Genomic DNA, 25240 nt, shown 5'->3' with positions numbered 1-25240 from the left:
TTGGTTGCGCGGCTCAGCCGGCGCGGCGTTTCAATAGACGTATCAGTCCACCCAGTACGGGGACATTTTCATACAGCATGGCGCCGGCATCGAAGTAATCGCGATGACGTGATACCCGGCCATCATCTTCGAAGGTCAGGTATGAACAGCCGTCAACGCTGATGACCTTCCCCGCGGCTAACCTTGGGTGAGCAAAATGCATTGTCCAGGTGACGAATGCCGTTTCGCCCTGACGCTGACGATGATGATACTGGAACCGGCACTCACTGACATTGGCGTACATGTTGGCAAAATATGCTTCAAGCGCCTCACGTCCTTCTATGCTATGCAAGGGATCGCTGAACATAATATTGTCAGTATATACCTCGTATAGCTTTTCTGTACAGGTGTTGTCTAGTTTGTTGAAGAAGGCGCAGAACGCATCAAGCGCCGTGTCCTGTGACATGACGAACTCCGGTAAGCATAGCGGTGACATAAACCGGCCCTCAGTCTTTCAGGGCCTTGAACGCATCCAGCGCCCGCCGGCGGGCCATCTTGTGCTCCACAATCGGCGCCGGGTAATCAAGCTGGGTCAATAGATCCCTGGGCGGGGAGTGGCGCGCCTTGGCGGGTAAAGATGCCAGTTCAGGCAACCAATGGGCAATAAAGTTGCCTTCCGGATCAAAGCGGCTGGACTGGGTTGTCGGGTTGAAGATTCGGAAGTAAGGGGCGGCATCCGTACCGGTAGAGGCTGCCCACTGCCAGCCACCATTATTGGCACAGAACTCGCCGTCAACCAGGTGCTGTAAAAAGAACGCTTCGCCGCGGCGCCAGTCGATCAGCAGGTGTTTACTCAGAAACATGGCGGTAATCATGCGTAGGCGATTATGCATCCAGCCGGTGTTGACCAACTGGCGCATGGCTGCATCGACAATCGGATAGCCGGTACGCCCTTCACACCAGGCCGCAAAGGCGTCGTCATCGTCACGCCAGGCCAGATGCCGAGTATGGGCCTGAAACGGCTGATGTTGGCAAACCTGAGGAAAGCCGACAGCGACATGCTGGTAAAACTCCCGCCAGATCAGCTCGCTTACCCAGGCAACAAGGCCGGTATCGCCGTCGGCCAGGCTGCCGTTTTCACTCAGCACGGCCTGCATGCACTGGCGCCAGGAAATCATCCCCAACGCCAGGTAGGCAGAAAGCTCGCTGGTGCCGCGAACGTGAGGAAAATCTCGCTGGGACTGGTAATAGCGGCCTCTAAAGCGCAGAAATCGCTCAAGTCTGTCGGCCGCTTCCTGCTCACCGGCGGGCCACTGTTGCCTTTCTACCGGCCGGGTCGCCATGGCAGGCAAGTCAGGCCTGGCCTCGCTCTGAATATCCAGCGGTGCCTGAGGCTCAGGCGTGTCGCGCAGCGCCAGCTGTTCAGCCTGGATATTTTTATGCCAGGCTTTGGAAAAGGGCGTGAATACCCCGTAGTAGTCGCCCTTACCGGTAAGTAGGGTGCCGGGGGCAAAGGCGACCGCATCGTGGTAGCCGTGCGCGCCTAACCCGGCTGATCGGCAATGCGCCATGACCGCTTGATCGCGATGCTGTTCGTTAAGCGGATACTCATGATTGAAGTGCACACCTTCAGCGCCCAACTGGTGAGCAAGCTCGGTCAACACCGGCGGGGCCTGATCGAACGTGCTGATATCGCGTTGAAGCAGCGGAATATTCAGCCCTGCCAGGGCGCTTTTCAAGGCATCAACGCCACGCGCCCAGAAATCAATCTTGTTGGCGCCGTGGCCGTGGGCCTGCCATTGTGCAACGCTGTGCAGGAAAACCGCCACCACAGGGCCTTTTTTTGCCGCAGCGGCTAATGCGCTGTTGTCGTGGATACGTAGATCGGTACGAAACCAAACCAACTGCAGCGCCATGGTGTCTCCTGTCGCGGAATATCAGAATGTCTGTTAAAGGATGCCGGATTCGCGCAACAGCGGGCGCAGACGCGAAATGGCCTGGGGTAGATCATTGCCCAGCAAGTGAAGATCGCCACTGGAAAAATCGTTTTCACGCAGGCGAGCCACGTTACCGCATATGCCGACAGGAACATTCAACCCTCTGGCCGCCTGGGGCAGCAGATCATGAATGTAGTGGTCACTTTCTGGCTGGCCGCTGGTCAGTAACACCATGGACGCATGTAGACGTGACACTGCCTGAGGCAGGTCATCCAGAGGCAGGTTACGATCAAGTATCTGTACCCGGTAGCCTTGTTCACTGGCAATCAGCGCAACCATCAGAATCCATAGTGGGCCAGGATCATCAGGCATGCTGTTCAGCAGGATCAGCGGCCCACGAGTCGCCTGATTGGCATAGTGCAGGCGAATGCCGACCTGATTGCGCAGGAAGGCTTCCAGCGTACGACGCACCAGGGCATCCGGCGTGCGTTCCCATTGGGCTTCCAGCGCCATGATGACCGGCTGCCAAAGCTCATTGATGGCCACGCTGAGTGGATAGAGTGCCAGGCTCTGGTGGTAGAGCGGGTCAAGCCGCGCCATGTCCAGTGATTCGATAGTGCCTTGCAGTTGTTGACGCTGACTCTCCCAGTCACCGCTGGTGGGTGCCGGGGGTTCAACGGCTTCAGGCTGGTCAAGAAGGTCACCGACCTGGCTGACCGGCACACCGCGGTTAAGCCATTGCAGGATACGCTCAATGCGGGCGATGTCATCCTGCGCATAGAGGCGATGGCCTTTTGGCGTACGCTGGGGACGGATCAACCCATAGCGGCGCTCCCAAGCGCGCAGAGTGACCGAGTTCACACCTGTCAATCGGGAAACTTCCCGGATTGGATAAAGCGGTGTGTCGGGTGGGTGGGTCGCCTTGTTGCTCATGGGCGCCATTGCCTCTTGGTTATTTTATGCAAAATACACAGTGTGTTTGGTGTGACTTGCGTTCAATTCTCAACGCAATTGATTCATAAAGCAAAAAATTGACGCGTATTATACATGCTCTATTTGTACAACTTGTCGCTGCAAGGTACAACCTCTCTTTCCATGTGCAACCGTCTAGCCTGGTGGCCTGGTCGTGGTGTTGTCAGCATCAAGCAACGACAAGCCTAAACGGTGGCCAGACAGCCAGGCATTTTCTACCCGTCCGCCGCGCAGACTGTCGCCACACAGGGCCAGGCCGATGGCGCTGCGAGCATATCCGTGTTCGGGGAACGGATTGTCCTTGTCTGGCTGGGAATAACGCCAGCGATGGGCGCCGCTATCCAACAGTTCGGGCAGTTTGAGGGGGGCAGGGTAAAGGCTTTTCAGGGCCTCAAGCAGCGACTGGGTAATGGCCTCCGGCGCAGCCTCCAGGTGGGTTTCACTCCATTCAAGATTGGCCAGCAGGCTAAGGCTTTCCGGCTGGTTTTCTCGGCCTGGCTTGGTCTGGTTGCGACAAACCAGGCGAAGGGCGGGGTGATCCACCCGGGCCATCTGCCAGTCTTTTTTGATACCCACCGGGGTGGGTAGGGGCGCTGCAAAAACCGCCCAACCGGCCCAGCAGCCGCGCTGAACCAGGCTTTGACAGAGTTCAGAAAGTTGCGTATCCCAGGGTTGTACCAGAATGGATGCCTGGGGAGGCGGCGCACTGATTACCACCTGCGTATAAGGGCCATACAATTCCGTGTTGTTGCCTTCCAGCCACCAGCCCTCGCTTTTCCTGATCAAGGCCGTGATGGGAGTGGTGGAATGCAGTGCAACGTCCCTGGCAACCAGCGAATCGGTCAGGTGGCGCGTAATAGCGCTCATGCTGGGTAGGCCAGTAAAACGTTTCTGGCCATCATGGTGTGGCTGCCATCCCGTGGGGCTGGCGCGGTGAATACGTTCAGGCCATTGGCCAACACAGCCAGCTGCCTGCCAGCGGGCAACTTCCTCATTGAAGGCCTCATCACGCACGGTAAAGGCCTGTGCGCCCAGATCCAGAATGGCTTCCGGGCGATGCTTGCTCGACATCCGCCCACCCGGCCCGCGCGCCTTGTCAAACAGGGTGACCTGCTCGCCCGCGTCAACCATCACTTGGGCACAGGCAAGTCCGGCAAGCCCTGCACCGATAATGGCAGTGTGTGACGATGCACTGTCAGGTGAGTGAGAGGAAATAGCTGCACCGGACATGTTAGAAGCGGCCATGTAACGTATCCTTGATCACAGCGGTGTCAACACCGTTGACAATGACAATACTGAAATAGTTTTTAAGCACTTTTATTGTAGCAGACTGGTATAGGTATCGTACAATAAAATAACATTCTATCCCCATTGCATCAGCACTGGCGGCAGTGAAAGGAGAGCACATCATGCGAATATTGATTACGGGCGGAAGCGGCTTTGTTGGCCAACGCCTTTGCAAGCGTCTGGCCGAACAGGGGCATAGCCTTCAGGTTGTCTCACGGACACCCGACAAAGTCCGCTCGCGCTTGCCTGAGGGCTGCGATATTCGTGAAAATGCCCAGGCATTTGCCGATTCGCCACCGGAGGCGCTGATTAATCTGGCAGGAGAGTCGATTGCCGCCAAACGTTGGAGTGACGCCCAGAAAGAGGAATTGGTCCAGTCACGCCTCAAGGCGACCCATCAGCTGGTGACCCTGTGCGAACAGATCAAGGAAAACGGCCAGGCGTTACCGCACACCTTGTTATCCGCGTCAGCGGTGGGATATTACGGTGATCAGGGAGCCAACAAGGTAACGGAAGATACATCACCTAACGATGAGTTTGCCCATCGACTGTGTGTCAAATGGGAAGAGGCTGCCCGAGAGGTTGAAGCCTTGGGTGTGCGCCTGGCGATACTGCGCATCGGCCTGGTGCTGGAGGTTGGTGGGGGTACCCTTGAGAAGATGCTGCCGCCATTCAAGCTGGGTCTGGGCGGGCGTTTTGGGGATGGCAAGCACTTCATGCCGTGGATTCACCGCGATGATCTGGTCGAGGCCATGCTGTTCTTGTTGGAGGATAAGTCGCTGACGGGGCCTTTCAATGCCAGTGCACCACACCCCGTGACTAATGCGGGATTCACTCGCACCCTGGCCAAGACGCTGAAACGCCCGGCGATCTTTCCGGTGCCCGCACCGGTATTAAAGCTTGGCTTTGGCGAGATGTCACAGCTGTTACTGACCGGCGCGGATATGCGCCCGGCACGTCTGGAGGCAGCGGGGTTCACTTTCCAGTACCCGACCCTGGACAAGGCTTTGGAGGCGATCCTGCACAAGTGAGGAGTGAGTGAGACAGTAATAGTAGCCACGGACACTCACGGACGACACGGACAGGGATAAGGTCAAACCCAAAAATGTTTTAAGGTTTTCGTCCGTGTTTTCCGTGAATGTCCGTGGCCAGAATATATCGAACTGCCCCATCCATGGGGCGTGGCAGGCAGGTTATTTTTTCGGGTCGGCGGTAATCACCACGCGCACAGCGTCCAGGCGCAGGCGGGTGGCCTCGATGGCATCGCTGAGCGCTTTTCTTTCCTGACGGATGGCGTCAATTTCAGCCTCGCGTACCGTCGGGTTGTGTTCAGCCAGCGCAGTCAGGCGCGCCAGTTCTGCGTCAAGCTGTCCGCGCATACGGGTTTCGGCGGCTTCAACGATACTTGGCAGTTCGCGGTCTGCTTCTTCTTCCCCCTGTAACAGTAATCCTCGCAGCTGATCATGGCGGCTTTTGATCAGTTCGCGGGCCATGGATTTATTGACCTTCTGAACGTTTTTGCTCAGCCCGGTGAAAGAGATCCTGCCGGTCAGGTTGGCACCGGATTCGTCCAGCAGCACGCGAACGGCCGTCGGCGGCAGGAAGCGGTTCAGATGCAGGCGCTTGGGCGCGGGGCAATGCGTACGAAAAATCAGCTCAACCAGCAGGCGGCCACTCGGCAGCGCGGGATGGGGCAGTAGTGCCAGGGCCGTATTGCCCATGGCGCCATCGATGATCCGGCCCATCATTTCACGCAGCAGTGGGTGCTCCCAGGAAAGGCGTTGAATGTCGTCGCGGGCCAGGGCGAGATCTCGACGGTAAGTGGCGGTGAACCCCTCCTCGCCTTTGACCAGCCCGGGCAGGCCTTCCAGCATATGCTGACCGGGTTCGAGCACCAGCAGATCCTTGCCCAGCTCGCGGCTGTCAACGCCAAAGATGTCCAGGGCGCGCTCGACATAACGGGGCAGTGCGCTATCTTCATCCAGTTCGCGCACGGCCTCGATCACGCTGTCGGCCCGGGCCGGGCGACAGGCGTTAAGTTCCAGCAGGCGGTTGCGTCCGGCATCCCGTTCGGCCAGCTGGGCGGTGAACAGGGTGCGGGTTTCGTCGACGATTTCATCCAGCATCTCATCGTCCAGCAGGGCGTCAGCGAGGGCATCGCCAAAGGCTGCAAACAGGTCGCTGCCGATACCGGTAGGCGCACTGAAAGCGTTCATGCCTTCGTTGTACCAGCGCAGCAGGCGCTCGCCCGGGCTGCCTTCAAAGGTAGGCACATGGATTTCAATCGCGTGCTGCTGGCCGATGCGGTCGAGTCGCCCGATGCGCTGTTCAAGCTGGTCAGGGTGCTGGGGCAGGTCGAACATGACCAGGTGACGGCAGAACTGGAAATTACGCCCTTCCGAGCCGATTTCCGAGCATACCAGTACCTGACAACCCTCTTCATCGTCGGCAAAGGCCGCCGCGGCGCGGTCGCGCTCAATCAGCGTCAGGTCTTCATGAAACACGGGCGCGTGGTAGCCGCCCAGCACGCGCAAGCCTTCGGCGATGCCTTCAGCGGTTTCACGCTGGTGGGCAATCACCAGCACCTTGTCGTTGGCAAAACCTTGTTCACTGTCATCGCTGAGTTTTTCCAGTAGCCAGTTGACCCTTGGGTCGATGTGCCACCAGTCTTCGCCATTAAGCGGGTCGTTGGGGAGCGCGCGGTACATGGCGTCCGGATAGATCAACACATCCGGGTGATCCATGCCGGTTTCGATCAGCAACTCGTCAAGGTAGTCCTCGTCGCGTTCCAGGCGGCGGATGACCCTGCGGTAGGCAGATGGCAGGGCCAGCGGCACCCGGTGCAGCCGGCGTTCAGGGAAGCCGCCGACGTGGCGACGGCTGTTGCGGAACATCACCCGACCGGTGCCATGGCGGTCAAGCAGGGCATCGCGCAGTTGGGAACGGGCCGCGTCCTGCTGTGCGGCGTCGGATTCCGGATGTGTCAGCGTGGCGAGAAGTGCCTGGCTGTCACGGTCGTCGGCCACTGCATCCACGCTGGCGCGGGCATCAGCATCGCCGGGCAGGGCATCCAGGGCATCAATGGCAGCGGCCACCTCAGTATAGTGGCGCTCCTCCTCACGAAAGCGTGCCAGGTCGTGGTAGCGCTCGGGGTCAAGCAGGCGCAGGCGGGCAAAATGGCTCTCCAGTCCCATCTGCTCCGGGGTGGCGGTCAACAGCAGCAAGCCGTCAATATCGTCAGCCAGCTGTTCCACGCACTGATAGCCTGGCCCGCTGCCCTCCGCGCTCCAGTCCAGATGATGGGCTTCATCGACAATCAGCATGTCGAAGTGGCTCTGATGGGCCTGCTGCTGGCGGGCAGGGTTGGCAAACAGCCAGCCCTGGCTGGCCAGAATCAGCTGGCCACTATCAAAGGGGTTCTCGCTGCCACGCGCCTGGCTTTGCTGTTCATCCAGCAGGGTGACCTGCAATGAAAAGCGTCTCAGCAGTTCCACCAGCCACTGATGCGTCAGGCTGTCGGGTACCAGGATCAGCGCCCGTTCGGCGCGACCCGCCAGCAGCAGGCGGTGGAGTATCAAGCCTGCTTCGATCGTTTTACCCAGCCCGACTTCATCGGCCAGCAGGACACGCGGCGCGTGACGATTGGCCACTTCATCGGCGATATACAGCTGATGAGGAACGAGATCAATGCGCGGGCCGGAAAAGCCCAGCGCGCTGTGCTGCTCGATGCGTTGGAAGTGGTGCAGGGTACGAAAACGCAGGTCAAACCAGTCGTTGCGGTCGACCTGGCCGGTCAACAGACGATCGCGCGCCTGGTCAAAGCGCATGGTGTCCGCCAGTTTGGCTTCGGAAAGCTCGCGCCGCTCGCCGTTATCGTCCCTGCCGATATAAAAGATCAGGCCGTCATGCTGCTGGCTTTCGTCCACCAGCATCTGCCAGCCTTCTGCAGCAGTGACGCGGTCGCCACTGCCAAATTGAACCCGGGTCAGCGGAGCCTGCCGCGTATTGTAGGTGCGGGTTTCCTGGCAGGCACTGAACAGAATCGTGACGCTACGGGTGTCACAGTTAAGCACGGTGCCAAGGCCAAGTTCGGCCTCGCCGTCGCTAATCCAGCGCTGGCCTGGAGAAAAATCGCTCATGTTGCCTCAACGGATGTGGATACGGGTCAAAGCCGTCGGCGGGGTACCGACGGAGGGGTCAGGGCGGGGGATTCTAACGCAAAGGCGGTGACGGCCCAACAATGTTAATTGGCCTTGCAGTGTCGTGAGCGTGCCACGGGCTTTTGGGCAGTTGGCACTCCGGCTTGATCAGTTATCCAGCCATTGATCCAGCTGGGCGCGGGTCAGCTCTCCAACGTGCTGTTCAATGACCTGCCCGTGACGATCAAACATCAGTGTTGTGGGTAGGCCCGGGGTTTCAAACGCGGTCATCAGGCGCTGTTCGGGGTCGAGGAGCGCATAGCGGAAACTGAGCGCCTGTTCATCCAGGTAGCGCACTATGGGTAAGAGGTCTTCACCCTGGTTAACGATGGCTACATGGACATCCTCACGAGTGGCCACCTCTGCCAGCAAGGGCATTTCCCGCAGGCAGGGCGGGCACCAGGTGGCCCATAGATTGAAAATCACCTTATGTTCGCCGTCAGCCAATGAAGGCAGGTGAATGTCATTGCCTTCAATGTCCTGCAAGGTAAGATCAGGTACCGGCATGGAAGCGGAACTGCCACCGAGAGGAGAGAAAAGCACCAGTGCCATCCACAGGGCGGACGTCGCCATCAACATCACCATGGTGGAGATCATGGCCTTCAAGCGATGACGCAGCATCCAGCCTGTCCACAGGATGCCGCCCAACAGGCCCCATAATCCCTCATAGCCGGGCTTCCAGAGCATCAAGGCGTCCAGTGGCGTGTCCGTGTAACTGTCCAGATTAAGCACCACATGCCCCAGCCGTGCGCTGATCAGCCACACCAGTATCAGGCCGGTAAACCAGCGTTGTTGTACGTTAGCGGGCAGCCTGAGCAGAAAGCGTACCGCTACCAACAGCAAGAGCGCGCAGGCAAAAGCATATAAACGCGGTAAAGAAAGTAAAAAAGGGCCAAGGGCAATGGCGTTCATAATTTGTTCCCAATAATCGTTACACTAGTCAACGCAGCGAAACCCTACCATGCCATCCCTTAAGATGCGGAGAAAATATGGCTCAGAAACCCTTCGATACCTTGAGAGCACTGGCCATTGCGTCACAAGCAATTGGCTTGATGTTGATTATCACCCTTGAAACAGTGCTTGGCGATAATGCGCGCCTGTGGCAAGGAGTCACGCTGGCCCTGATGATTGCTGCCGCCCTGTGGATTGCTCTGATACGTCTCTATCGGCGCAATAAACTGCGTAAACGCCAGTTGGCTCGTCAGCAGGAGGATGAGTGAGCAGGGCTGAACGAGCAAAAGTGACTGTCGGTTTGCTGCTTGGGCCCTTGATGGCTCTGCTGTTCTTGGGTGTCGGGCCGCCGGCACACATACCAACGCCTGCCTGGAGCGTGGTGGCGCTTACGGTATGGATGGCCGTATGGTGGATTCTGGAGCCCGTGCCGATGGCCGTCACGGCATTATTGCCAGTGGCCCTGTTGCCCCTGTTGGGCGTTGGCGATATCAATGCGGCGGCCGTGCCTTATGCGAACCCGTTGATATTTTTGTTTCTCGGCGGCTTCATGCTGGCAGAAGCCATTCAGCGCTGGAACCTGCATCGGCGTATAGCTCTGGGCGTGCTGTCACTGGCTGGCAAGCGGCCGGATACCCTGGTGGCCGGTTTTATGGCTGCTACGGCCTTTCTCAGTATGTGGGTGAGTAATACGGCGACGGCCGCCCTGATGGTGCCCATCGGGATTTCTGTGCTGTCACTGCTGGAACGTGATGACGAACTGGACACACAGCAGCAGCGGGCGGTCGGGCTGTGCCTGATGCTGGGTATTGCCCTGGCGGCCAATATTGGCGGGATGGGCACCCTGATTGGTACGCCACCCAATGCGCTGCTGGCAGGCTTCATGGGTGATAACTACGATATCAACATCGGCTTTGCCCAATGGATGCTGGTGGCCATTCCCCCGGCGCTGCTGATGCTGGCGATAGCCTGGTGGCTGCTGACTTATCGCCTCTACCCGGTGCCTCATTCCAGGCTCAGTGGCATCAATGCCATGCTCAGTCAGCAGGCACAGGACCTGGGACGTATGAGTGGCCCGGAAGTACGCGTGGCCATGGTGTTTGTCCTGGTCGCCCTGGCCTGGATTACCCGCCCTCTGCTGGAGCAATGGAGCGGGCTGACGCTGAGCGATGGCGGTATTGCAGTGATGGGCGCCCTCCTGCTGTTTGTGGTGCCGGCGCGCTGGGGTCAGCGCCAGTTTCTGCTTGACTGGGACAGCGCCAGGAATCTGCCCTGGGGTGTATTGCTGCTGGTGGGCGGTGGGCTGAGCCTGGGGACGGCAATTGAAAGCTCCGGGCTTGCCGGCATCGTCGCCAATGGGCTGGCGGTCTTTGGCAGTTGGCCCACCTGGGCGATGATCCTGATGGTGGTGGTGATTGTCATGTCAATGAGCCATGTGACCAGCAACAGTGCCACCGCGGCGGCCATTCTGCCGTTGACGGCGGCGCTGACGGTCAGCCTGGATGCCAGCCCGCTATTGCTGGCGGTGCCGGTGGCGATGGCCGCGTCCTGCGCCTTCATGTTGCCGGTGGCCACCCCACCGAATGCGGTAGTCTTTGCCAGTGGCAAGGTGCGCGTGCTGGACATGCTGCGTGCCGGTGCGGTGATGAGCCTGATTGCGGTCGTGATCATCTGCCTGGCGATGTTTGCCTTGGCCATGCCGATCCTGGGCTTTGGCTGGGCAGCCTAGCGGTTGAAGAAGCACCTGCGTTTGAGGCCCTAACGTTAAAAAAGGCAGTTGTGTTTTGTTGGATTTAGTTTCAAATTTGATAGGGGCAGTTTTTCTTGATCCACCAACCCTAACGTATGCTGGGCAGGTGGGCTTGCGACTTGAGCTGACTACCTGAGCTTGCGATTATCTGGACGTAACAACAGGAGCGCGAAACAAGATGATAAACAAACGCTTACTTGCAAGTGCTGTTGCCGCCTCTACGCTGGCGCTAACAGGCGTGGCCAATGCAGAAGTCAAGGTTGGCTTTCTGGGTGGTTTTACAGGCGGCATCGAGAGCCTGACACCCCCGATTCGCGATGGTGCCCGCCTGGCCGTTGAACAGGTGAATGCCCAGGGTGGGCTATTGGGTGGCGAAGAACTGGTGATGCCAACCGGCGATACCACCTGCTCTGATGCCTCGGCGGCCTCCAACGCGGCTGATCGTATGGTCAATTCCGAGGAAGTCACTGCCATTGTGGGTGCCCTGTGTACCGGTGCCACCATCGCCGCAGCCAATAACGCTGCCGTGCCCGGGGGGGTACTGATGGTTTCGCCAGCCTCGACGGCCCCGGCAGTGACCGACATTGACGATAACGACCTGGTGTTCCGCACCGTGCCCTCGGACGCTTTCCAGGGAGAGATGCTGGCCAAGCTGCTGCTGGATAAAGGCATCGACTATGTCGCGGTGACCTTCGTCAACAACGATTACGGCAGCGGCCTTGCCGAGGCCTTTACCACGGCATTTGAAGGCGGCGGAGGCACCATTGCTGAAAGCCTGGGGCACGAGGATAACCGCTCCGACTATCGCTCCGAGCTGGGCTCACTGTCGGTCAGCGGAGCCGAGACGCTGGTTGTGCTTGCCTATGCGGACACATCCGGCCAGACAATTCTGCGCCAGGCCTATGAAGGCGGCATGTTCACCCAGTATGTCGGTGCAGACGGCATGGTGGGCGACAGCCTGGTGGAGGCGATTGGCGCAGACGTGCTGGATGGCATGATTGCCACGCGGCCAGGCAGCCCTGACCTTCCAGGCGTCGACATCTTTGAAGCTGCCGCCGAAGAAGCCGGCTATGACCCCAGCGCGGTGTTTGCTGCTCAAGCCTATGATGCGGCCTTCCTGATTGCCCTGGCCATTGAGCAGAATGGCAGCGCTGAGCGTGAAGGGCTTTCCGAGGCGCTGCGCAGCGTTTCCAGCGCGCCGGGCGAGGTGATTCTGCCCGGTGAGTGGGAGAAAGCCGTTGAGCTGATTGCCGCTGGCACCGAGATCAACTACGAAGGGGCGTCCGGCACTCAGGAATTTGATGAAAACGGTGATGTGCCGGGCGTGGTCGTCGAGATGGTGGTAGAAGACGGCTCCTTTACCAACAAGGGTTTTGTTGACCTGTAAGAGGGGCTGGATTAACCCCTGGGCAATGGTTGCAATATCCAACACGCGTGATGGACCTTGCGCCAAACAGAAAACCGCCATGCCCTGTAATGGGCCATGGCGGTTTTTTTGATACCTTGGATATTGGCCGAGGCTGACGCCTTTGCCGTTCAGCTATGGTGGGTGATTTTTTCCGGTAACAGCCCTTTGGGCGCATAGCGTAATACCAGCGTAATCAGCAGGCCAATCACCAGTACCCGGGCCTGCAGGGCGCGGCTATCCATGTTGCTGGGTGCCTCCCAACCGAAGGCGCCTTCACCCAGGCTGACAGCGATTTCCATCACAAACAGGGCCAGGGGTTCAGACATCAGCCAGATGATATAGACGGCAACGGCACCAAAAATCGTGCCCAGGTTGTTACCCGGCCCCCCCAGAATCACCATGACCAAGACCAGAAAGGTGTGGTTAAGGGGCAGGTAGCCGTTAGGGTCGAACAGGCTATTGAAGGTGCCGAGGATGCCGCCGCCCAGGCCCATCAATATGCAGCCGAGCACGAAAATCTCCAGGCGTCGACGGTTGATATCCTTGCCCATGGCCGCCGAGGAAATCTCGTTGTCGCGGATGGCCCGTACCATTCGTCCCCAGGGGGCGTGGTAGGCACGGTGCAGCAGGAAGAAAATAATCGCAATGATGACGGCGGTCATCGACAGGTACACGGCGCGGGCCAGGGTAAAGCCAATCTCTGACGGTCCCGGGGTTGGCCAGGGCAGTGGCGACACAGTGGCAGTGCCGCGGGTCAGCCAGTCGGAATTTTTCAGAAACGCCTTGATGATCTCTGCGATGCCGAGGGTGGCAATCGCCAGGTAATCGCTGCGCAGCCCCAGACAGACATGGCCGATGAAGTAGCCCACGCCGCCTGCCAGGGCACCGCCGACAATCCAGCCTGTCCAGGCAGGCAGGCCGAAACCACCGATAAAGCCAGCGGTATCTTCTATCTGTTCGGTGACCTCACGCAGCTGGCTGATCACCAGCAGATACAGCACCACCGCCAGCAGCACCGTGAGCAGAGTGCGCAGTTTTCTGGGAACGCCGAGCCGGTCCAGCCGGGAAACACCCAGTACCACAAAGACGGCGGCTACGCCGTACAGCAGCACTTGACCAAGCTCGCCGGGCAGCGCCGTTCCCCAGAATTCCTCGTTGACCGGCACGCTGAACAACATGGCAGAAAAACCGCCCAGAGCGACAAAGCCCATCACACCGGCATTGAACTGGCCGGCATAGCCCCACTGTATGGTCAGGCCGAGGGCAAGGATGGCGTAACAGGCGGCTTCTACCAGCATACGCGTGCTGTAGGCCGCGCCCATCATGGCGTAAACGCCCAGAACGGCGGCCAGCAGGGCACAGAAAAGCACGAGCTCACGCACCGGGAAGCTGCGCGCGGGTGTCGTATCGCGAGGCGTATTGGCGGTATCCCGAGAGGGTTGCGTACTTGGGGTTGTCATCAGATCACCTTGCCCTTGAAGAGTCCGGTTGGGCGCCACACCAGGATGGCCACGAGGATGAAGAACGGCACGACTATCTTGTATTCACTGCTCACAAACGCCAGGTTGCTGGGCAGTTCCAGCCAGGCGGGCAGACTGTCCTGAAAGGGGCGAAGCAGAATGTTCCAGTTGAATACCGCCAGGGTCTCGGCAAAGCCGACCACAAAGCCACCGGCAATTGCGCCATAGGGATGCCCGACGCCGCCGACGATGGCGGCGGCAAAGATCGGCAGCAGGATAAAGAAGCTCAGATCGGGCTTGAAGGTGACATCCAGGGCGAGAAGGGTGCCGGCAATGGCGGCCAGGCCGCCGGCAATCACCCAGGTGACGGCGACAATCATCTGCGTATTGATCCCGGATGCCTGAGCCAGGTCAGGGTTGTCTGACATGGCACGCATGGCCTTGCCCAGTCGCGAGCGACTCAGGAACAGATGAAGGGCCACAACGGCTATCAGCGTCAGGATAAACAGATAGATCTGGGGTTCAGTGATCACAATCGGCGCCCTGACACCGTCAAAAGGCACTGCCAGGCGGAAGATTTCCTTGCGGTCATCCACGTAAAGGCTTTGCCCGCTGGTGCCGGCAAACAGGCGGATCAAGCCCTGCAGCATAAGAGTGACTCCCAGAGAGCCAATCACCAGCACAATCGGCTTGACCCCATGAGCGCGTAGCGGCTTGTAGAAGGCTTTATCAATGCCCACCGCCAGGGCAGCGGTCAGTACCATGGCCAGGGGGAGCATGATCAGGGGCGTGGGAACCCCAAAGCTGGCGCCCGCTGCAGGAAACGCGGCGGTCAGCAGCAATACCATGAAGGCGCCAAAGGTCATCATGTCGGCATGCGCAAAGTGGGCAAAGCGCATGATACTGAATATCAGCGTGACCCCGATGGCGCCAATGGCATAGATGGAGCCGGTCACACTGCCGGAAATAATCACGTTGTTGATAAAAAAGACCAGTTCGTTCACGCGTATCTCTCCCGGGCTAGCCGCCCAAAAAGCTTTTGGCGACATCCGGGTCGGCGAGTAGGGCCGCTCCGGTATCCGTAAAGCGGTTTTGCCCGGCGGCCAGAACAAAGCCTTTATCGGCAATGGCCAGGGCCTGCTTGGCATTCTGCTCAACCATCAGAATGCCTACACCGGCGGCGTTGATTTCCTTGACCCGGTCAAAAATCTCGTTCATGAAAAGCGGTGAGAGGCCTGCTGTAGGCTCATCCAGCAGCAACAGCGTTGGCTCGGCCATCAGCGCGCGGCCCATGGCGACCATCTGGCGCTGGCCACCGGATAATTCACCTGCCGGCTGGCGGCGCTTTTCAGCCAGCGGCGGGAAAAATTCATACACCTTGGCCAGCATGCGTTTGACGTTGGCAGGCTTCAGAAAAGCGCCCATTTCCAGGTTTTCTTCAACCGAGAGGCTGGGGAAAACATTCTTTTCCTGAGGCACAAAGCCCATGCCGCGCTGAACCAGCTTGTTGGGGGCCAGGTTCTGGATCGGCTCGCCGTGGAGCAGAATATCGCCCTGATTGACATGCAACAGGCCGAAGACGGCTTTCAGCATGGTGGATTTGCCCGCCCCGTTTGGGCCGACAATGACACCGACTTGATCGGCTTCCAGCAGCATGTTGACCCCGTTGAGGATGTTCATGCCGCCGTAGCCACCGTGCACGTCCCGCGCTTCTAGTAATGGCATGGTGTGATTATCTCATGCTTAGCGTTGTTATGGTGAAAGCAGGCAAGGCGGACCATCCATTCAGGCCGCACTGCCGCCGCCAAAGTAGGCTTCAATAACCTCAGGGTTGCTCTGGACGTCTTCGATACTGCCTTCCATCATGACGCTGCCCTGGGCGAGCACTATCACCGGGTCGCAGAGGCGGGCGATCATTTCCATATCGTGTTCAATCACCAGAAAGGTATAGCCCATCTCGCGGTTCAGCCGTTCAATGTTACCGATCAGGTCCCCCAGCAGGGTGCGGTTGACCCCGGCAGCAATTTCATCCAGTAACACGACCTTGGCATCGGTCATCATGGTACGGCCCAGCTCAAGGAGCTTTTTCTGGCCGCCGGAAAGGTTGCCCGCCAGCTCATTGCGCACGTGGTAAAGCCCGACAAAGTCGATGACGTCCAATGCGCGACGTTTGACCCTGGCTTCATGGGCGCGCACCACGCCCGGCTTGAACCAGGTGGCAAACAGGTTTTCACCGGGTTGGCCGGGGGGCACCATCATCAGATTTTCCAGAGCGCTCATATGGCTGAACTCATGGGCAATCTGAAAGGTGCGCAGCAAACCCTTGTGAAAGCGCTGATCGGCACTCAGGGCGCTGATATCCTCGCCCGCCAGACGTATCTGGCCGCTATCGGGCGTCAAGGCGCCGGCAATCAGGTTGAACAAGGTTGACTTGCCTGCGCCGTTAGGGCCGATCATGCCGGTCACCGACCCTTTGGCGACCTGAATCGAGCAGTCGTTAATCACTTTCAGGCCGCCAAAGGCCTTGTTAACGTTTTCCACTTCGATAAGCGGTGTCATAGCAAATCCTCAGTCACTGACGGCGCTTGCCGCCAGTGGCGTTGAACGGAGTTCAGTGCAGCCTGTCATTACGCCGCCGGCGGCTGTTTGACCAGGAGGCTACGGCCAATGGCAACCGCCAATACAATCGTCAGGGCGCCAAAGGCAGGTAACAGGTAGCCGTCTACTTGCGGCAAGGTGCGCAGAAACACAAAGGCAACGGCTGCCGGGGCGATAAAGCGAACCAGAAAACGCCATACGCTGAACCAGCCAGGGCTGCCACCCAGTTCCTTGGCGACTTCGCTCTGGGTGAGTGCCCAGCCGGCAAACAGGGCAATCAGAAGCCCGCCAAGGGGCATGAAAATATTGGTCAGCAGTTCGATAAAGTCAAAAGCGCTGCGCCCGAACAGAGTATGGAAAAGGGTGCCCTCTGACCAGACATTGAAACTGACCACGGTCAGAAGTCCCAGCGCCCAGCTGCCGAGAGTCATGATAGCCACTGCTTGTGGGCGGGTTCTGTCGAACCGCTCGACCAGAAAGGCGGCGACCGGCTCGATCAGGGATATTGACGAGCTGATCGCTGCGCCCAGCACCAGGATAAAGAAAACGCCGCCAATCAGGCTGCCGAACGGCATTTCAGAAAACGCCAGCGGAATGGTGACAAACATCAGCCCGGGACCCTGACCGGTTTCCAGCCCGGCGCCGAAGACCAGTGCAAAAATGGCCAGCCCGGCCACCAGGGCGACGGCGGTATCCACAAAGGCCACGGCAAAGGCAGTGCGCGTCAGGGACACATCGCTGGGCATGTAGGCGCCGTAGGCCATGATGGCGCCCATCCCCAGGCTCAGGGTAAAGAAGGATTGGCCCATGGCTTGCAGCCAGCCTTCAAGACTCAGGTCGGCCAGGCTGAACGTGAAAAGGAACTCGGCGGCAGCGCCGATATCGCCATTGACGATGCTGTAGCCGAGGACTACCAACAGAATCACAAACAGCGCAGGCATGATAATCCGCAGCCCGCTTTCAATGCCTTTATGAATGCCCATGCCGACAATCAGCGCAGAAAGGATGATGAACAGTGTATGGTAAAGCGTCATCAGCCATGGGGACGCTAACAGGCTGTCGAAGCCCGCGCCGATGGTTTCTGCATCGGCACCGGCCAGGCTGCCGGTCAGCATCTGCCAGGTGTAGTGCAGCGACCATCCGGCCACCACAGAGTAAAAGCTCAGAATCAGAAACGCCGAGGCGGCACCCAACCAGCCGATACTTTCCCAGGCGCGGGATGTCTGATGGGTACGCGTCAGGTGGCGCATGCCCATGATCGGGCTTTGTCGGCTGGTGCGTCCGAGCATTATTTCAGCAATAAGTATCGGAATACCCACCGCGAAGATGGTCAAGGCGTAAACCAGAATGAAAGCGCCGCCGCCGTTTTCACCGGTAAGATAGGGAAACCGCCAGAGATTACCCAGGCCAACGGCAGAGCCGACCGCCGCTAATAAAAATGTACCTTTGTGTGTCCAGACGTTTTGGCCGCTCATGTGCAGATATATCCGTTGCGATGGAGTGTGTGGTCAGTGAGAAGTAAGTAACAAACGTATGAATTAACGCGCGCGTATTAAACCAAGCTTGATGAAGAGGGTCACGCCCAAATGCTCACTTTGCGCCAGTTTTGCGCATCTTTCTAGCCACGCTGCGTTTAGGGTGCGTTAAGAGCAGCGTTTGGCTAATCGCGCAGAGAGGCGCTGATGCTGAGGTAAATGTCGGTTCTGGCATAAAAAAACCCGCACAGTGGCTGTGCGGGTTTGGCTGATAACCTTACTGCTGGTGATCAGCTCTTGCTGGCGCGTTTACGCTCGTTCTCTTTGAGAAGTTTCTTGCGCAGGCGGATATGGCTTGGCGTGACCTCCACCAGTTCATCGGAATCCAGGAATTCGATGGCCTGTTCAAGAGTGAAATTAATCGGCGGCGTCAGCACGATATTTTCATCGTTACCGGTCGAACGCATGTTGTCCAGCTTCTTGCCCTTGGTCGGATTGACCACCATATCGTTGGCGCGGTTGTTGATCCCGATCAGCATGCCCTCGTAAACCTCGGTCGCATGGTCGATGATCAGCTTGCCGCGTTCCTGAAGTGCATAAAGGGCATAGGCCAGCGCCTTACCAGAGACCATGGAGACCATGACGCCGTTGCGGCGTTCGATCGAGGCGTCCGGCTTGAGCGGGCCATAATGGTCAAAGCGGCTGGTCAGAATCCCGGTGCCCGACGTCAGGGTCAGGAACTGGCCACGGAAACCGATCAGGCCACGGGCGGGAATAATGAAGTCCAGGCGCACACGTCCCTTACCATCCGGGTTCATGTTGGTCATCTCACCCTTGCGGTAGCCCAGCTCTTCCATGATGGCGCCCTGGTGCTGCTCTTCACAGTCGATGATGACCTCTTCGTAGGGCTCCTGCTTTTCACCGTCAATTTCCCGGATGATGACTTCAGGGCGCCCGACCGCCAGCTCGAAACCTTCGCGACGCATGGTTTCAATCAGTACGGAGAGGTGCAGCTCGCCGCGTCCGGACACCTTGAATTTCTCAGGGGTGTCGCCCTGTTCCACACGCAAGGCCACGTTATGGATAAGTTCCTGCTCCAGGCGATCCTTGATGTTGCGGCTGGTGACAAATTTGCCGTCTTTGCCTGCAAAGGGTGAATCGTTGACCTGGAAGGTCATGGAGACGGTCGGCTCATCCACCGAGAGCGGCGGCAGTGCTTCAACGGCCGCCGGGTCACACAGCGTATCGGAAATCGCCAGGTCCTCGATGCCGGTAACACAGACAATATCACCTGCGGTTGCTTCGGTCGTCTGAACGCGCTCAAGACCCATATGGGTCATCACCTGGCCGATCTTGCCCTTACGGGTAGATCCATCAACGCTGATAATTGAAATCTGCTGATTGGGCTTGACGGCGCCACGCTTGATACGGCCAAGACCTATGACACCTACATAGCTGTTGTAGTCGAGCGCCGAGATCTGCATCTGAAAGGGGCCATCAACCTCGACGGCTGGCGGCTCAACGATATCCACGATCGACTGGAACATGGGGTCCATGCTGTCAGCCAGTTCTTCCGGGTCCATGCCGGCAATACCGTTCAATGCCGAGCAGTAGATGATCGGGAAATCCAGCTGTTCATCGGATGCGCCGAGGTTGTCGAACAGGTCAAAGATCTGGTCGATCACCCAGTCCGGACGAGCACCGGGACGATCAATCTTGTTGACGACGACAATCGGCTTCAGGCCCTGAGCGAAGGCTTTCTGGGTGACAAAACGGGTTTGCGGCATAGGACCGTCAACGGCGTCGACCAGAAGAAGCACCGAGTCGACCATGGACATGACGCGCTCGACCTCACCACCAAAATCAGCGTGTCCGGGCGTGTCCACGATGTTGATGTGATAGCCATTGCCTTTGCCATCCTGCCATTGAATAGCCGTGTTCTTGGCAAGAATGGTAATGCCACGCTCTTTTTCCTGGTCGTTGGAATCCATGATCCGCTCCTGCCCTTCGGCTTTGCGGTCCAGGGTGCCCGACTGACTCAGGAGCTTGTCGACCAGGGTTGTTTTCCCATGGTCAACGTGGGCGATTATGGCGATGTTGCGGAGGTTCTCGATCACGACACGATCCTGCTAGAAAAATAGGGCAGTATTATAGAGGTACGAAGCGGTTTACTGCCAGCACTGTATTCAGCGCTGCTCTCGGGATGATGTTAAAAGGGCCTTGATGAGTGCCCTATCAACGCGATAACCCGACCACTGTAACAGATGGTCGAGCATGCTTGTGTTTTCGCTGGGTCAGCGCATCCGGTAAGATAGCCTTTTTCCCGGCATGGGCATGACTATGACCATCGGTAACTTAATGCGTCTACTAAGCGATGGAAGCGTGCATTCCGGCGAGCAGCTGGGCAATGCAATGGGGGTTTCCCGTGCAGCCGTATGGAAGCAGCTCAAGAAACTCGACGCCATGGGGGTTGCGGTAGAGGCTGTAAAAGGCCGCGGCTACAGGCTTGCTCACCCGATAGAGCCGCTTGACGGTGCCGCCATTGTGGCGCACCTGCCGGCCGATGCCCGTCATCTTCTGACCCGTCTGCTGGTAGAGGATCAGCTGACCTCCAGTAATGCCTGCCTGCGTGAGCGCTTTCAGCAGGGGGCCGGCCATGGCGAGGTGTGTCTGGCGGAGTCGCAGACGGCAGGGCGTGGCCGGCGTGGCCGCAGCTGGGTGACGCCCTGGGGCCAGAGCCTGATATTGTCGGTCGGCTGGCGCTTTGAAAGTGGCGTGACGGCGCTGGAGGGGCTGAGCCTTGCAGTGGGTGTGGTGATCGCTCAAGTGCTGGAGACCTATGGCATTCATCCCAGGCTGAAATGGCCCAATGACATACTTCTGCCGGATCGTGACGGTGAGCTTGCCAAGCTGGCGGGTGTGCTGGTCGAGGTGACCGGTGATGCCGCCGGCCCGTGTGAAGTTGTTATGGGTATTGGCCTGAACCTGTTCATGAATGACGCTCAGCGCGAGGTGATTGGTCAGCCGGTGGCGGCTCTCAAAGACGTTTGTCCGAGCCTCAGGCGTAATCAGTTGGCGGCTGATCTGCTGGCGGGGCTTTTGGCCATGCTGTCAACGTTCGAGAAATGTGGCTTTCAGGCCTGGCAGGCTGAATGGAACCGACGCCATGCGTTTGCGGGCCAACCTGTTCATGTTTTGCAGGGCCAGCAGGGCTGTGAAGCGACGGCAGGTGATGTGGATGCCAGCGGTAACCTTTGGGTCAGTGAAGACAATGGCCAATCGCGACGTCTTGCAGGCGGCGAGATCAGTATACGCAGGCGCCTATGATTCTTGACCTTGATATTGGCAACACCCTGTCCAAGTGGCGCCTGAAAGATGTTGATAGCAGCGAGATCCGTTCGCGTGGCGCTGTCTGGACGCGCGAAGAGTGGCGGCCAGGCGCGGATATTCCGGATCTTGACGTGGTGGAATCCGTGCGCATTTCCAGCGTGGCGCGTAAAGTCGTGCTGGATGACACCGTCACGTTACTGCGCCGCAGGGTTCCCCGTGTGTTTGTTGCTTCACCGGAACCCGAAGCCCTGGGGGTCATCAATGGCTATGAAGAGCCACTGCGTCTGGGCGTTGATCGCTGGATGGGAGCGCTCGCAGGGTATCAATTGGCCGGTGCCTGCTGCACCGTGGACTGCGGCAGCGCCATAACCGTTGATTTCGTTATACCGGGTGGGTATCACCTGGGGGGGTATATCATTCCTGGCTTGCGACTGATGAAAGAGAGTCTCAAATTGGGGACACGCAACGTGGCCATTGACCCGGAAAGCGAGGCGGCTGAATTGCTGGAGCCGGGCAGACGTACGGTGGAAGCGGTTAATCATGGTATTTATATGGCCGCTGTCAGCGCCATCAACCGCATTTATAGTGAGGTTTGTGATCGGCAGGGCGTGTCGCTGCCGATGCTGTTGACCGGTGGAGATGCCCGAGTCGTTTCCAGAGGGGTTCAAGTGCCTCATGCCGTATGGCCAGATATGGTCTACGGCGGGCTGGAGGCCAGTTTTCCACTGACGCCCGCAGAGCGAGGGGGGCGGATGTCAGGCGCCCCCGAGGTGCCAGCCCCGGCTTCCCTGGAAAAAATACGTGCGGGGCTTGCATTCTCAATGCTGTTTTGACACAATGCTGCGCGTTCCGGAGAGAAGTTGCACCTGGTAAGCGCTTTGCCATGTTAAGCCTGTGGCCTTTGGCAAAGTCGTCGACTAAAAGGTTGACACCTTTTTGGAATGAGGCACAATGTGCCGCCATGTTGGAGAGGTTCCCGAGTGGCCAAAGGGAGCAGACTGTAAATCTGCCGCGAAAGCTTCGAAGGTTCGAATCCTTCCCTCTCCACCAGAATTGATTCACGGCAGCGCGGGTCATATCGGCCTCTTCACTATCGTGTTGCTGTCAGGCGGGTGTAGTTCAATGGTAGAACCTCAGCCTTCCAAGCTGATGGTGCGGGTTCGATTCCCGCCACCCGCTCCAGTGTCTGTGTAGATTTTGTGCTGGTGGCCTAATACTAAGGCTTGCACAGAATCATGTATGATATGCTCATGTAGCTCAGGGGTAGAGCACACCCTTGGTAAGGGTGAGGTCGACGGTTCAATTCCGTCCATGAGCTCCATAAATTGGAAAAAGCGAGCCTGGCTCGCTTTTTTTGTCGCCATTTTCAGCGTGCCGGATACATTAAGTGTGCTGGAAGTGCATTGAAGGGTTGTCAAGCGGTGAGTCCTTCGCTATGATGGCGCCCGCTATTGAACAGGCATCTTGCTTGTTTATTCAGCACGATACAGGCCAGTAGCTCAATTGGCAGAGCAGCGGTCTCCAAAACCGCAGGTTGGGGGTTCGATTCCCTCCTGGCCTGCCAGCTTCCCTCAAGTTGGCGTGCCCCTCAAGAATTCCTTTATCGTTCGCTGTACCCTAGGGAGTCTCGTTTTATGAAGCCTAATTCTTTAAAGCATGGCGCTGAGGAGCAGCAGTCGCGTCATGACGGGCTCAAATGGGCAGCGGTCGTAGCGCTTTTGTTAACAGCCGTGGTGGGTAATACCTATTTTGCTGACGTGGGCTTGCTCTACCGGGTTATTGGCGTTGTTGTGCTCTGTGCTGCGGCCGGGGGTGTCGCGCTGATGACGGGTAAGGGCAGGAATCTTGTCATTCTGGCCCAAGAAGCCAAGAAAGAGATTCAGCGCGTTGTATGGCCAACGCGCCCTGAAACAGTTCAGACAACCGCTATCGTGTTGGCGGCTGTCCTCGTGGTTGGCCTGATGTTGTGGTTGATTGACACGCTTCTCAGCTGGGCGATGTCCGGCGTTATCGGTTAGGAGTTTTCATGTCCAAGCGTTGGTACGTCGTTCACGCCTATTCCGGGTTTGAAAAGCATGTCATGCGTTCGCTCCTTGAGCGGGTAAAAATGTACGGTGTGGAAGATCGTTTTGGCGAAATTCTGGTGCCGACAGAAGAAGTTGTCGAGGTTCGGGATGGTAAGCGTCGCAAGAGTGAACGCAAATTCTACCCGGGCTATGTGCTGGTCGAGATGGAAATGGCAGACGATACCTGGCACCTGGTGAACGAAACACCACGGGTGATGGGGTTTATCGGTGGCACAAAGGAAAAGCCGGCGCCCATTACTACCCGTGAGGCGGATGCTATTCTGAATCGTGTCAAGGACGGTGTGGACAAGCCGCGTCCCAAGACAATGTTTGAGCCAGGTCAGTCGGTTCGCGTGGTCGATGGTCCCTTTGCGGATTTCAATGGCGTCGTTGAAGAAGTCAACTACGAAAAGAGTCGTCTTCACGTCAGTGTGCTGATCTTCGGGCGTTCAACGCCGGTTGAGCTTGAGTTCTCGCAGGTAGAAAAAGAATAGGTTTACGCCGCTGGCGAGCCAATTGAGTTTGGTTGCCAGCGGTGATTTGTCTGTTACTGACTGTTGGTTGTCAGTTTTTTGCTGGTCGTCACAGGGCGGTCAGATGTCATCGGGGAGCCGCAAGGCGTTATACCCAACTGGAGTAAATTATGGCCAAGAAAGTACAGGCTTACATCAAGCTGCAGGTTGCAGCTGGTAAGGCTAACCCAAGTCCGCCCGTTGGTCCTGCACTGGGTCAGCACGGCGTGAATATCATGGAATTCTGTAAAGCGTTTAACGCCGAGACTCAGGATATCGAGCCCGGTCTGCCAACGCCTGTCGTGATTACTGTCTATTCCGACCGCAGCTTCACTTTCGTCACCAAGACGCCGCCTGCTGCCGTGCTGCTCAAGAAAGCAGCGGGTATCAAGTCCGGCTCGGGTGAGCCGAACAAGAAGAAGGTTGGCACGGTGAGCCGTGAGCAGCTGGAAGAAATCGCCAAGACCAAAGAGCCTGATATGACGGCTGCCGATCTTGACGCCGCTGTGCGCACCATCGCGGGCAGTGCTCGCAGCATGGGCCTAAACGTGGAGGGTCTGTAATCATGGCTAAACTGTCCAAGCGTGCCACGCTGATTCGTGAGAAGGTTGATTCCAGCAAGGTCTACTCGGTTGAAGAAGCCGTCGCACTGTTGTCAGAGCTTTCTACGGTCAACTTCAAGGAGTCCGTGGATGTTGCGGTCAACCTGGGTGTTGATCCGCGTAAATCCGACCAGGTTGTGCGTGGCGCTACCGTCATGCCTAATGGCACTGGTAAGGACGTGCGGGTTGCTGTCTTTACCCAGGGAGCCAACGCAGACGCCGCAAAAGAAGCGGGTGCTGACATTGTGGGTATGGATGAGCTGGCTGACCAGGTCAAGAAAGGCGTGATGGATTTTGATGTCGTCATTGCCTCGCCGGACGCCATGCGTGTTGTCGGTCAGCTCGGTCAGATTCTGGGCCCGCGTGGCCTGATGCCTAACCCCAAGGTGGGTACGGTGACACCTGATGTGGCGACAGCGGTCAAGAATGCCAAAGCTGGTCAGGTGCGTTTCCGTACCGACAAGAACGGTATCATTCATACCACTGTAGGTAAGGTTGATTTTGATGCTGACGCTATCAAGGGCAACATTGAAGCCCTGATTGGCGATCTGAAGAAGCTCAAGCCGAGCGCTTCAAAGGGCATCTACTTCAAGAAAATGACGCTGTCTTCAACCATGGGTCCCGGTCTGACGGTTGATCATTCGGCTTATCTGTAAGCTGGATAGTCCCGTTGTCAGTGACTCTGTTGTCAAGACGGCAGAAAGAGCAAGAACT

At 57.9% G+C, this 25240-nt stretch carries 22 protein-coding genes and 4 tRNA genes; 14 read left to right on the top strand and 12 right to left on the bottom strand.

Translation table 11 applies throughout. The features are described from left to right. Positions 1–13: 13 nt before the first annotated feature. From LL947_RS13120 to LL947_RS13105, 4 genes are all read right to left on the bottom strand, one after another. Entirely contained in the window at positions 14–445 is a 432-nt protein-coding gene (locus LL947_RS13120) for a nuclear transport factor 2 family protein (protein WP_499833434.1), read from the bottom strand. A 40-nt stretch (positions 446–485) separates the two neighbouring features. Beyond that, positions 486–1895 (bottom strand): deoxyribodipyrimidine photo-lyase, encoded by a 1410-nt coding sequence (gene phrB / locus LL947_RS13115; protein WP_499833433.1) that lies wholly within the window; start codon positions 1893–1895, stop codon positions 486–488. Between the two features lie 33 nt (positions 1896–1928). Then, positions 1929–2849, bottom strand: coding sequence for a MerR family transcriptional regulator (locus tag LL947_RS13110; protein ID WP_499833432.1), 921 nt, complete (start codon positions 2847–2849; stop codon positions 1929–1931). 174 nt (positions 2850–3023) lie between these two features. Further along, positions 3024–4133 carry an NAD(P)/FAD-dependent oxidoreductase gene (locus LL947_RS13105; RefSeq protein WP_499833431.1) on the bottom strand — a complete coding sequence of 370 codons (1110 nt, stop codon included), beginning with the start codon at positions 4131–4133 and terminating at the stop codon, positions 3024–3026. Between the two features lie 164 nt (positions 4134–4297). Here LL947_RS13105 and LL947_RS13100 point away from each other — a divergent pair, with 164 nt between their 5' ends. Further along, complete coding sequence (locus LL947_RS13100) at positions 4298–5206, top strand: TIGR01777 family oxidoreductase (protein ID WP_499833430.1); 909 nt, start codon at positions 4298–4300, stop codon at positions 5204–5206. Positions 5207–5368: 162 nt separating this feature from the next. Here the strand turns inward: LL947_RS13100 and rapA are convergent, their stop codons facing one another. Together rapA and LL947_RS13090 are read right to left on the bottom strand one after the other, a co-directional pair. Further along, positions 5369–8314 carry an RNA polymerase-associated protein RapA gene (rapA, locus tag LL947_RS13095; RefSeq protein ID WP_499833429.1) on the bottom strand — a complete coding sequence of 982 codons (2946 nt, stop codon included), beginning with the start codon at positions 8312–8314 and terminating at the stop codon, positions 5369–5371. A gap of 168 nt (positions 8315–8482) precedes the next feature. Beyond that, a complete protein-coding gene (locus LL947_RS13090) occupies positions 8483–9286 on the bottom strand; it encodes a redoxin family protein (RefSeq protein ID WP_290821484.1) in 804 nt (267 codons plus the stop codon). 77 nt (positions 9287–9363) lie between these two features. Between LL947_RS13090 and LL947_RS13085 the strand changes: the two genes are divergently transcribed. The 3 genes from LL947_RS13085 (at position 9364) to LL947_RS13075 (ending at position 12462) form a co-directional block, all read left to right on the top strand. Then, positions 9364–9594 carry a hypothetical protein gene (locus LL947_RS13085; protein ID WP_290821486.1) on the top strand — a complete coding sequence of 77 codons (231 nt, stop codon included), beginning with the start codon at positions 9364–9366 and terminating at the stop codon, positions 9592–9594. Beyond that, positions 9591–11054, top strand: coding sequence for an SLC13 family permease (locus LL947_RS13080; protein ID WP_499833428.1), 1464 nt, complete (start codon positions 9591–9593; stop codon positions 11052–11054). Before LL947_RS13085 ends, LL947_RS13080 begins: the two co-directional genes overlap by 4 nt. A 199-nt stretch (positions 11055–11253) precedes the next feature. Then, positions 11254–12462: an ABC transporter substrate-binding protein gene (locus LL947_RS13075; RefSeq protein ID WP_290821489.1), complete on the top strand. Its 1209-nt coding sequence runs from the start codon at positions 11254–11256 to the stop codon at positions 12460–12462. A gap of 149 nt (positions 12463–12611) precedes the next feature. On the opposite strand, the gene LL947_RS13070 is transcribed toward LL947_RS13075, so the two are convergent. From LL947_RS13070 to typA, 6 genes are all read right to left on the bottom strand, one after another. Continuing rightward, positions 12612–13943, bottom strand: a complete 1332-nt coding sequence (locus tag LL947_RS13070) for a branched-chain amino acid ABC transporter permease (RefSeq protein ID WP_290821490.1) — start codon at positions 13941–13943, stop codon at positions 12612–12614. Then, positions 13943–14947: a branched-chain amino acid ABC transporter permease gene (locus LL947_RS13065; RefSeq protein ID WP_404414459.1), complete on the bottom strand. Its 1005-nt coding sequence runs from the start codon at positions 14945–14947 to the stop codon at positions 13943–13945. The genes LL947_RS13070 and LL947_RS13065 overlap by 1 nt, the downstream gene beginning before the upstream one ends. Before the next feature lie 16 nt (positions 14948–14963). Continuing rightward, on the bottom strand, positions 14964–15668 hold the full coding sequence (locus LL947_RS13060) for an ABC transporter ATP-binding protein (protein WP_404414457.1): 705 nt from the start codon (positions 15666–15668) through the stop codon (positions 14964–14966). A gap of 60 nt (positions 15669–15728) precedes the next feature. Continuing rightward, entirely contained in the window at positions 15729–16502 is a 774-nt protein-coding gene (locus LL947_RS13055) for an ABC transporter ATP-binding protein (protein WP_290821494.1), read from the bottom strand. 68 nt (positions 16503–16570) lie between these two features. Then, positions 16571–18016 carry a sodium-dependent transporter gene (locus LL947_RS13050; protein ID WP_404414453.1) on the bottom strand — a complete coding sequence of 482 codons (1446 nt, stop codon included), beginning with the start codon at positions 18014–18016 and terminating at the stop codon, positions 16571–16573. 290 nt (positions 18017–18306) lie between these two features. Further along, positions 18307–20133: a translational GTPase TypA gene (typA, locus tag LL947_RS13045; protein WP_290821499.1), complete on the bottom strand. Its 1827-nt coding sequence runs from the start codon at positions 20131–20133 to the stop codon at positions 18307–18309. 223 nt (positions 20134–20356) lie between these two features. Here typA and LL947_RS13040 point away from each other — a divergent pair, with 223 nt between their 5' ends. The 10 genes from LL947_RS13040 to rplA all read left to right on the top strand — a co-directional run bounded on the left by LL947_RS13040 (position 20357) and on the right by rplA (position 25182). Further along, entirely contained in the window at positions 20357–21343 is a 987-nt protein-coding gene (locus LL947_RS13040; protein WP_499833427.1) for a biotin--[acetyl-CoA-carboxylase] ligase, read from the top strand. Continuing rightward, a complete protein-coding gene (locus LL947_RS13035; RefSeq protein WP_499833426.1) occupies positions 21340–22179 on the top strand; it encodes a type III pantothenate kinase in 840 nt (279 codons plus the stop codon). The genes LL947_RS13040 and LL947_RS13035 overlap by 4 nt, the downstream gene beginning before the upstream one ends. A gap of 133 nt (positions 22180–22312) precedes the next feature. Next, positions 22313–22396 (top strand) — tRNA-Tyr (locus LL947_RS13030). A gap of 58 nt (positions 22397–22454) precedes the next feature. Then, positions 22455–22528 (top strand) — tRNA-Gly (locus tag LL947_RS13025). A gap of 64 nt (positions 22529–22592) precedes the next feature. After that, positions 22593–22667: transfer RNA gene (locus LL947_RS13020), tRNA-Thr, on the top strand. 167 nt (positions 22668–22834) lie between these two features. Next, a tRNA-Trp gene (locus tag LL947_RS13015) sits at positions 22835–22910 on the top strand. Between the two features lie 70 nt (positions 22911–22980). Beyond that, positions 22981–23364, top strand: coding sequence for a preprotein translocase subunit SecE (secE, locus tag LL947_RS13010; RefSeq protein ID WP_290821502.1), 384 nt, complete (start codon positions 22981–22983; stop codon positions 23362–23364). A gap of 8 nt (positions 23365–23372) precedes the next feature. Next, the gene (gene nusG / locus LL947_RS13005) at positions 23373–23906 is read left to right on the top strand and encodes a transcription termination/antitermination protein NusG (protein ID WP_171701692.1); all 534 of its coding nucleotides are present in this window, start codon (positions 23373–23375) and stop codon (positions 23904–23906) included. A 149-nt stretch (positions 23907–24055) separates the two neighbouring features. Further along, a complete protein-coding gene (gene rplK / locus LL947_RS13000; protein ID WP_404414446.1) occupies positions 24056–24487 on the top strand; it encodes a 50S ribosomal protein L11 in 432 nt (143 codons plus the stop codon). Between the two features lie 2 nt (positions 24488–24489). Continuing rightward, positions 24490–25182: a 50S ribosomal protein L1 gene (rplA, locus tag LL947_RS12995; RefSeq protein ID WP_404414445.1), complete on the top strand. Its 693-nt coding sequence runs from the start codon at positions 24490–24492 to the stop codon at positions 25180–25182. Positions 25183–25240 lie beyond the last annotated feature (58 nt).

Source organism: Halomonas sp. BLK-85, from assembly GCF_044792155.1.
In the GTDB taxonomy this organism is placed as follows: Bacteria; Pseudomonadota; Gammaproteobacteria; order Pseudomonadales; family Halomonadaceae; genus Vreelandella.
Note: the sequence above shows the minus strand (reverse complement) of the source record. Positions and strands in the feature narration are given on the sequence as shown.

Bases quoted from the DNA above. Each gene is read 5' to 3' on its own strand.
- LL947_RS13120 (WP_499833434.1), bottom strand. From the start codon at position 445: ATGTCACAGGACACGGCGCTTGATGCGTTCTGCGCCTTCTTCAACAAA.
- phrB (WP_499833433.1), bottom strand. From the start codon at position 1,895: ATGGCGCTGCAGTTGGTTTGGTTTCGTACCGATCTACGTATCCACGAC.
- LL947_RS13110 (WP_499833432.1), bottom strand. From the start codon at position 2,849: ATGAGCAACAAGGCGACCCACCCACCCGACACACCGCTTTATCCAATC.
- LL947_RS13105 (WP_499833431.1), bottom strand. From the start codon at position 4,133: ATGGCCGCTTCTAACATGTCCGGTGCAGCTATTTCCTCTCACTCACCT.
- LL947_RS13100 (WP_499833430.1), top strand. From the start codon at position 4,298: ATGCGAATATTGATTACGGGCGGAAGCGGCTTTGTTGGCCAACGCCTT.
- rapA (WP_499833429.1), bottom strand. From the start codon at position 8,314: ATGAGCGATTTTTCTCCAGGCCAGCGCTGGATTAGCGACGGCGAGGCC.
- LL947_RS13090 (WP_290821484.1), bottom strand. From the start codon at position 9,286: ATGAACGCCATTGCCCTTGGCCCTTTTTTACTTTCTTTACCGCGTTTA.
- LL947_RS13085 (WP_290821486.1), top strand. From the start codon at position 9,364: ATGGCTCAGAAACCCTTCGATACCTTGAGAGCACTGGCCATTGCGTCA.
- LL947_RS13075 (WP_290821489.1), top strand. From the start codon at position 11,254: ATGATAAACAAACGCTTACTTGCAAGTGCTGTTGCCGCCTCTACGCTG.
- LL947_RS13070 (WP_290821490.1), bottom strand. From the start codon at position 13,943: ATGACAACCCCAAGTACGCAACCCTCTCGGGATACCGCCAATACGCCT.
- LL947_RS13060 (WP_404414457.1), bottom strand. From the start codon at position 15,668: ATGCCATTACTAGAAGCGCGGGACGTGCACGGTGGCTACGGCGGCATG.
- LL947_RS13055 (WP_290821494.1), bottom strand. From the start codon at position 16,502: ATGACACCGCTTATCGAAGTGGAAAACGTTAACAAGGCCTTTGGCGGC.
- LL947_RS13050 (WP_404414453.1), bottom strand. From the start codon at position 18,016: ATGAGCGGCCAAAACGTCTGGACACACAAAGGTACATTTTTATTAGCG.
- LL947_RS13040 (WP_499833427.1), top strand. From the start codon at position 20,357: ATGACCATCGGTAACTTAATGCGTCTACTAAGCGATGGAAGCGTGCAT.
- LL947_RS13035 (WP_499833426.1), top strand. From the start codon at position 21,340: ATGATTCTTGACCTTGATATTGGCAACACCCTGTCCAAGTGGCGCCTG.
- secE (WP_290821502.1), top strand. From the start codon at position 22,981: ATGAAGCCTAATTCTTTAAAGCATGGCGCTGAGGAGCAGCAGTCGCGT.
- nusG (WP_171701692.1), top strand. From the start codon at position 23,373: ATGTCCAAGCGTTGGTACGTCGTTCACGCCTATTCCGGGTTTGAAAAG.
- rplK (WP_404414446.1), top strand. From the start codon at position 24,056: ATGGCCAAGAAAGTACAGGCTTACATCAAGCTGCAGGTTGCAGCTGGT.
- rplA (WP_404414445.1), top strand. From the start codon at position 24,490: ATGGCTAAACTGTCCAAGCGTGCCACGCTGATTCGTGAGAAGGTTGAT.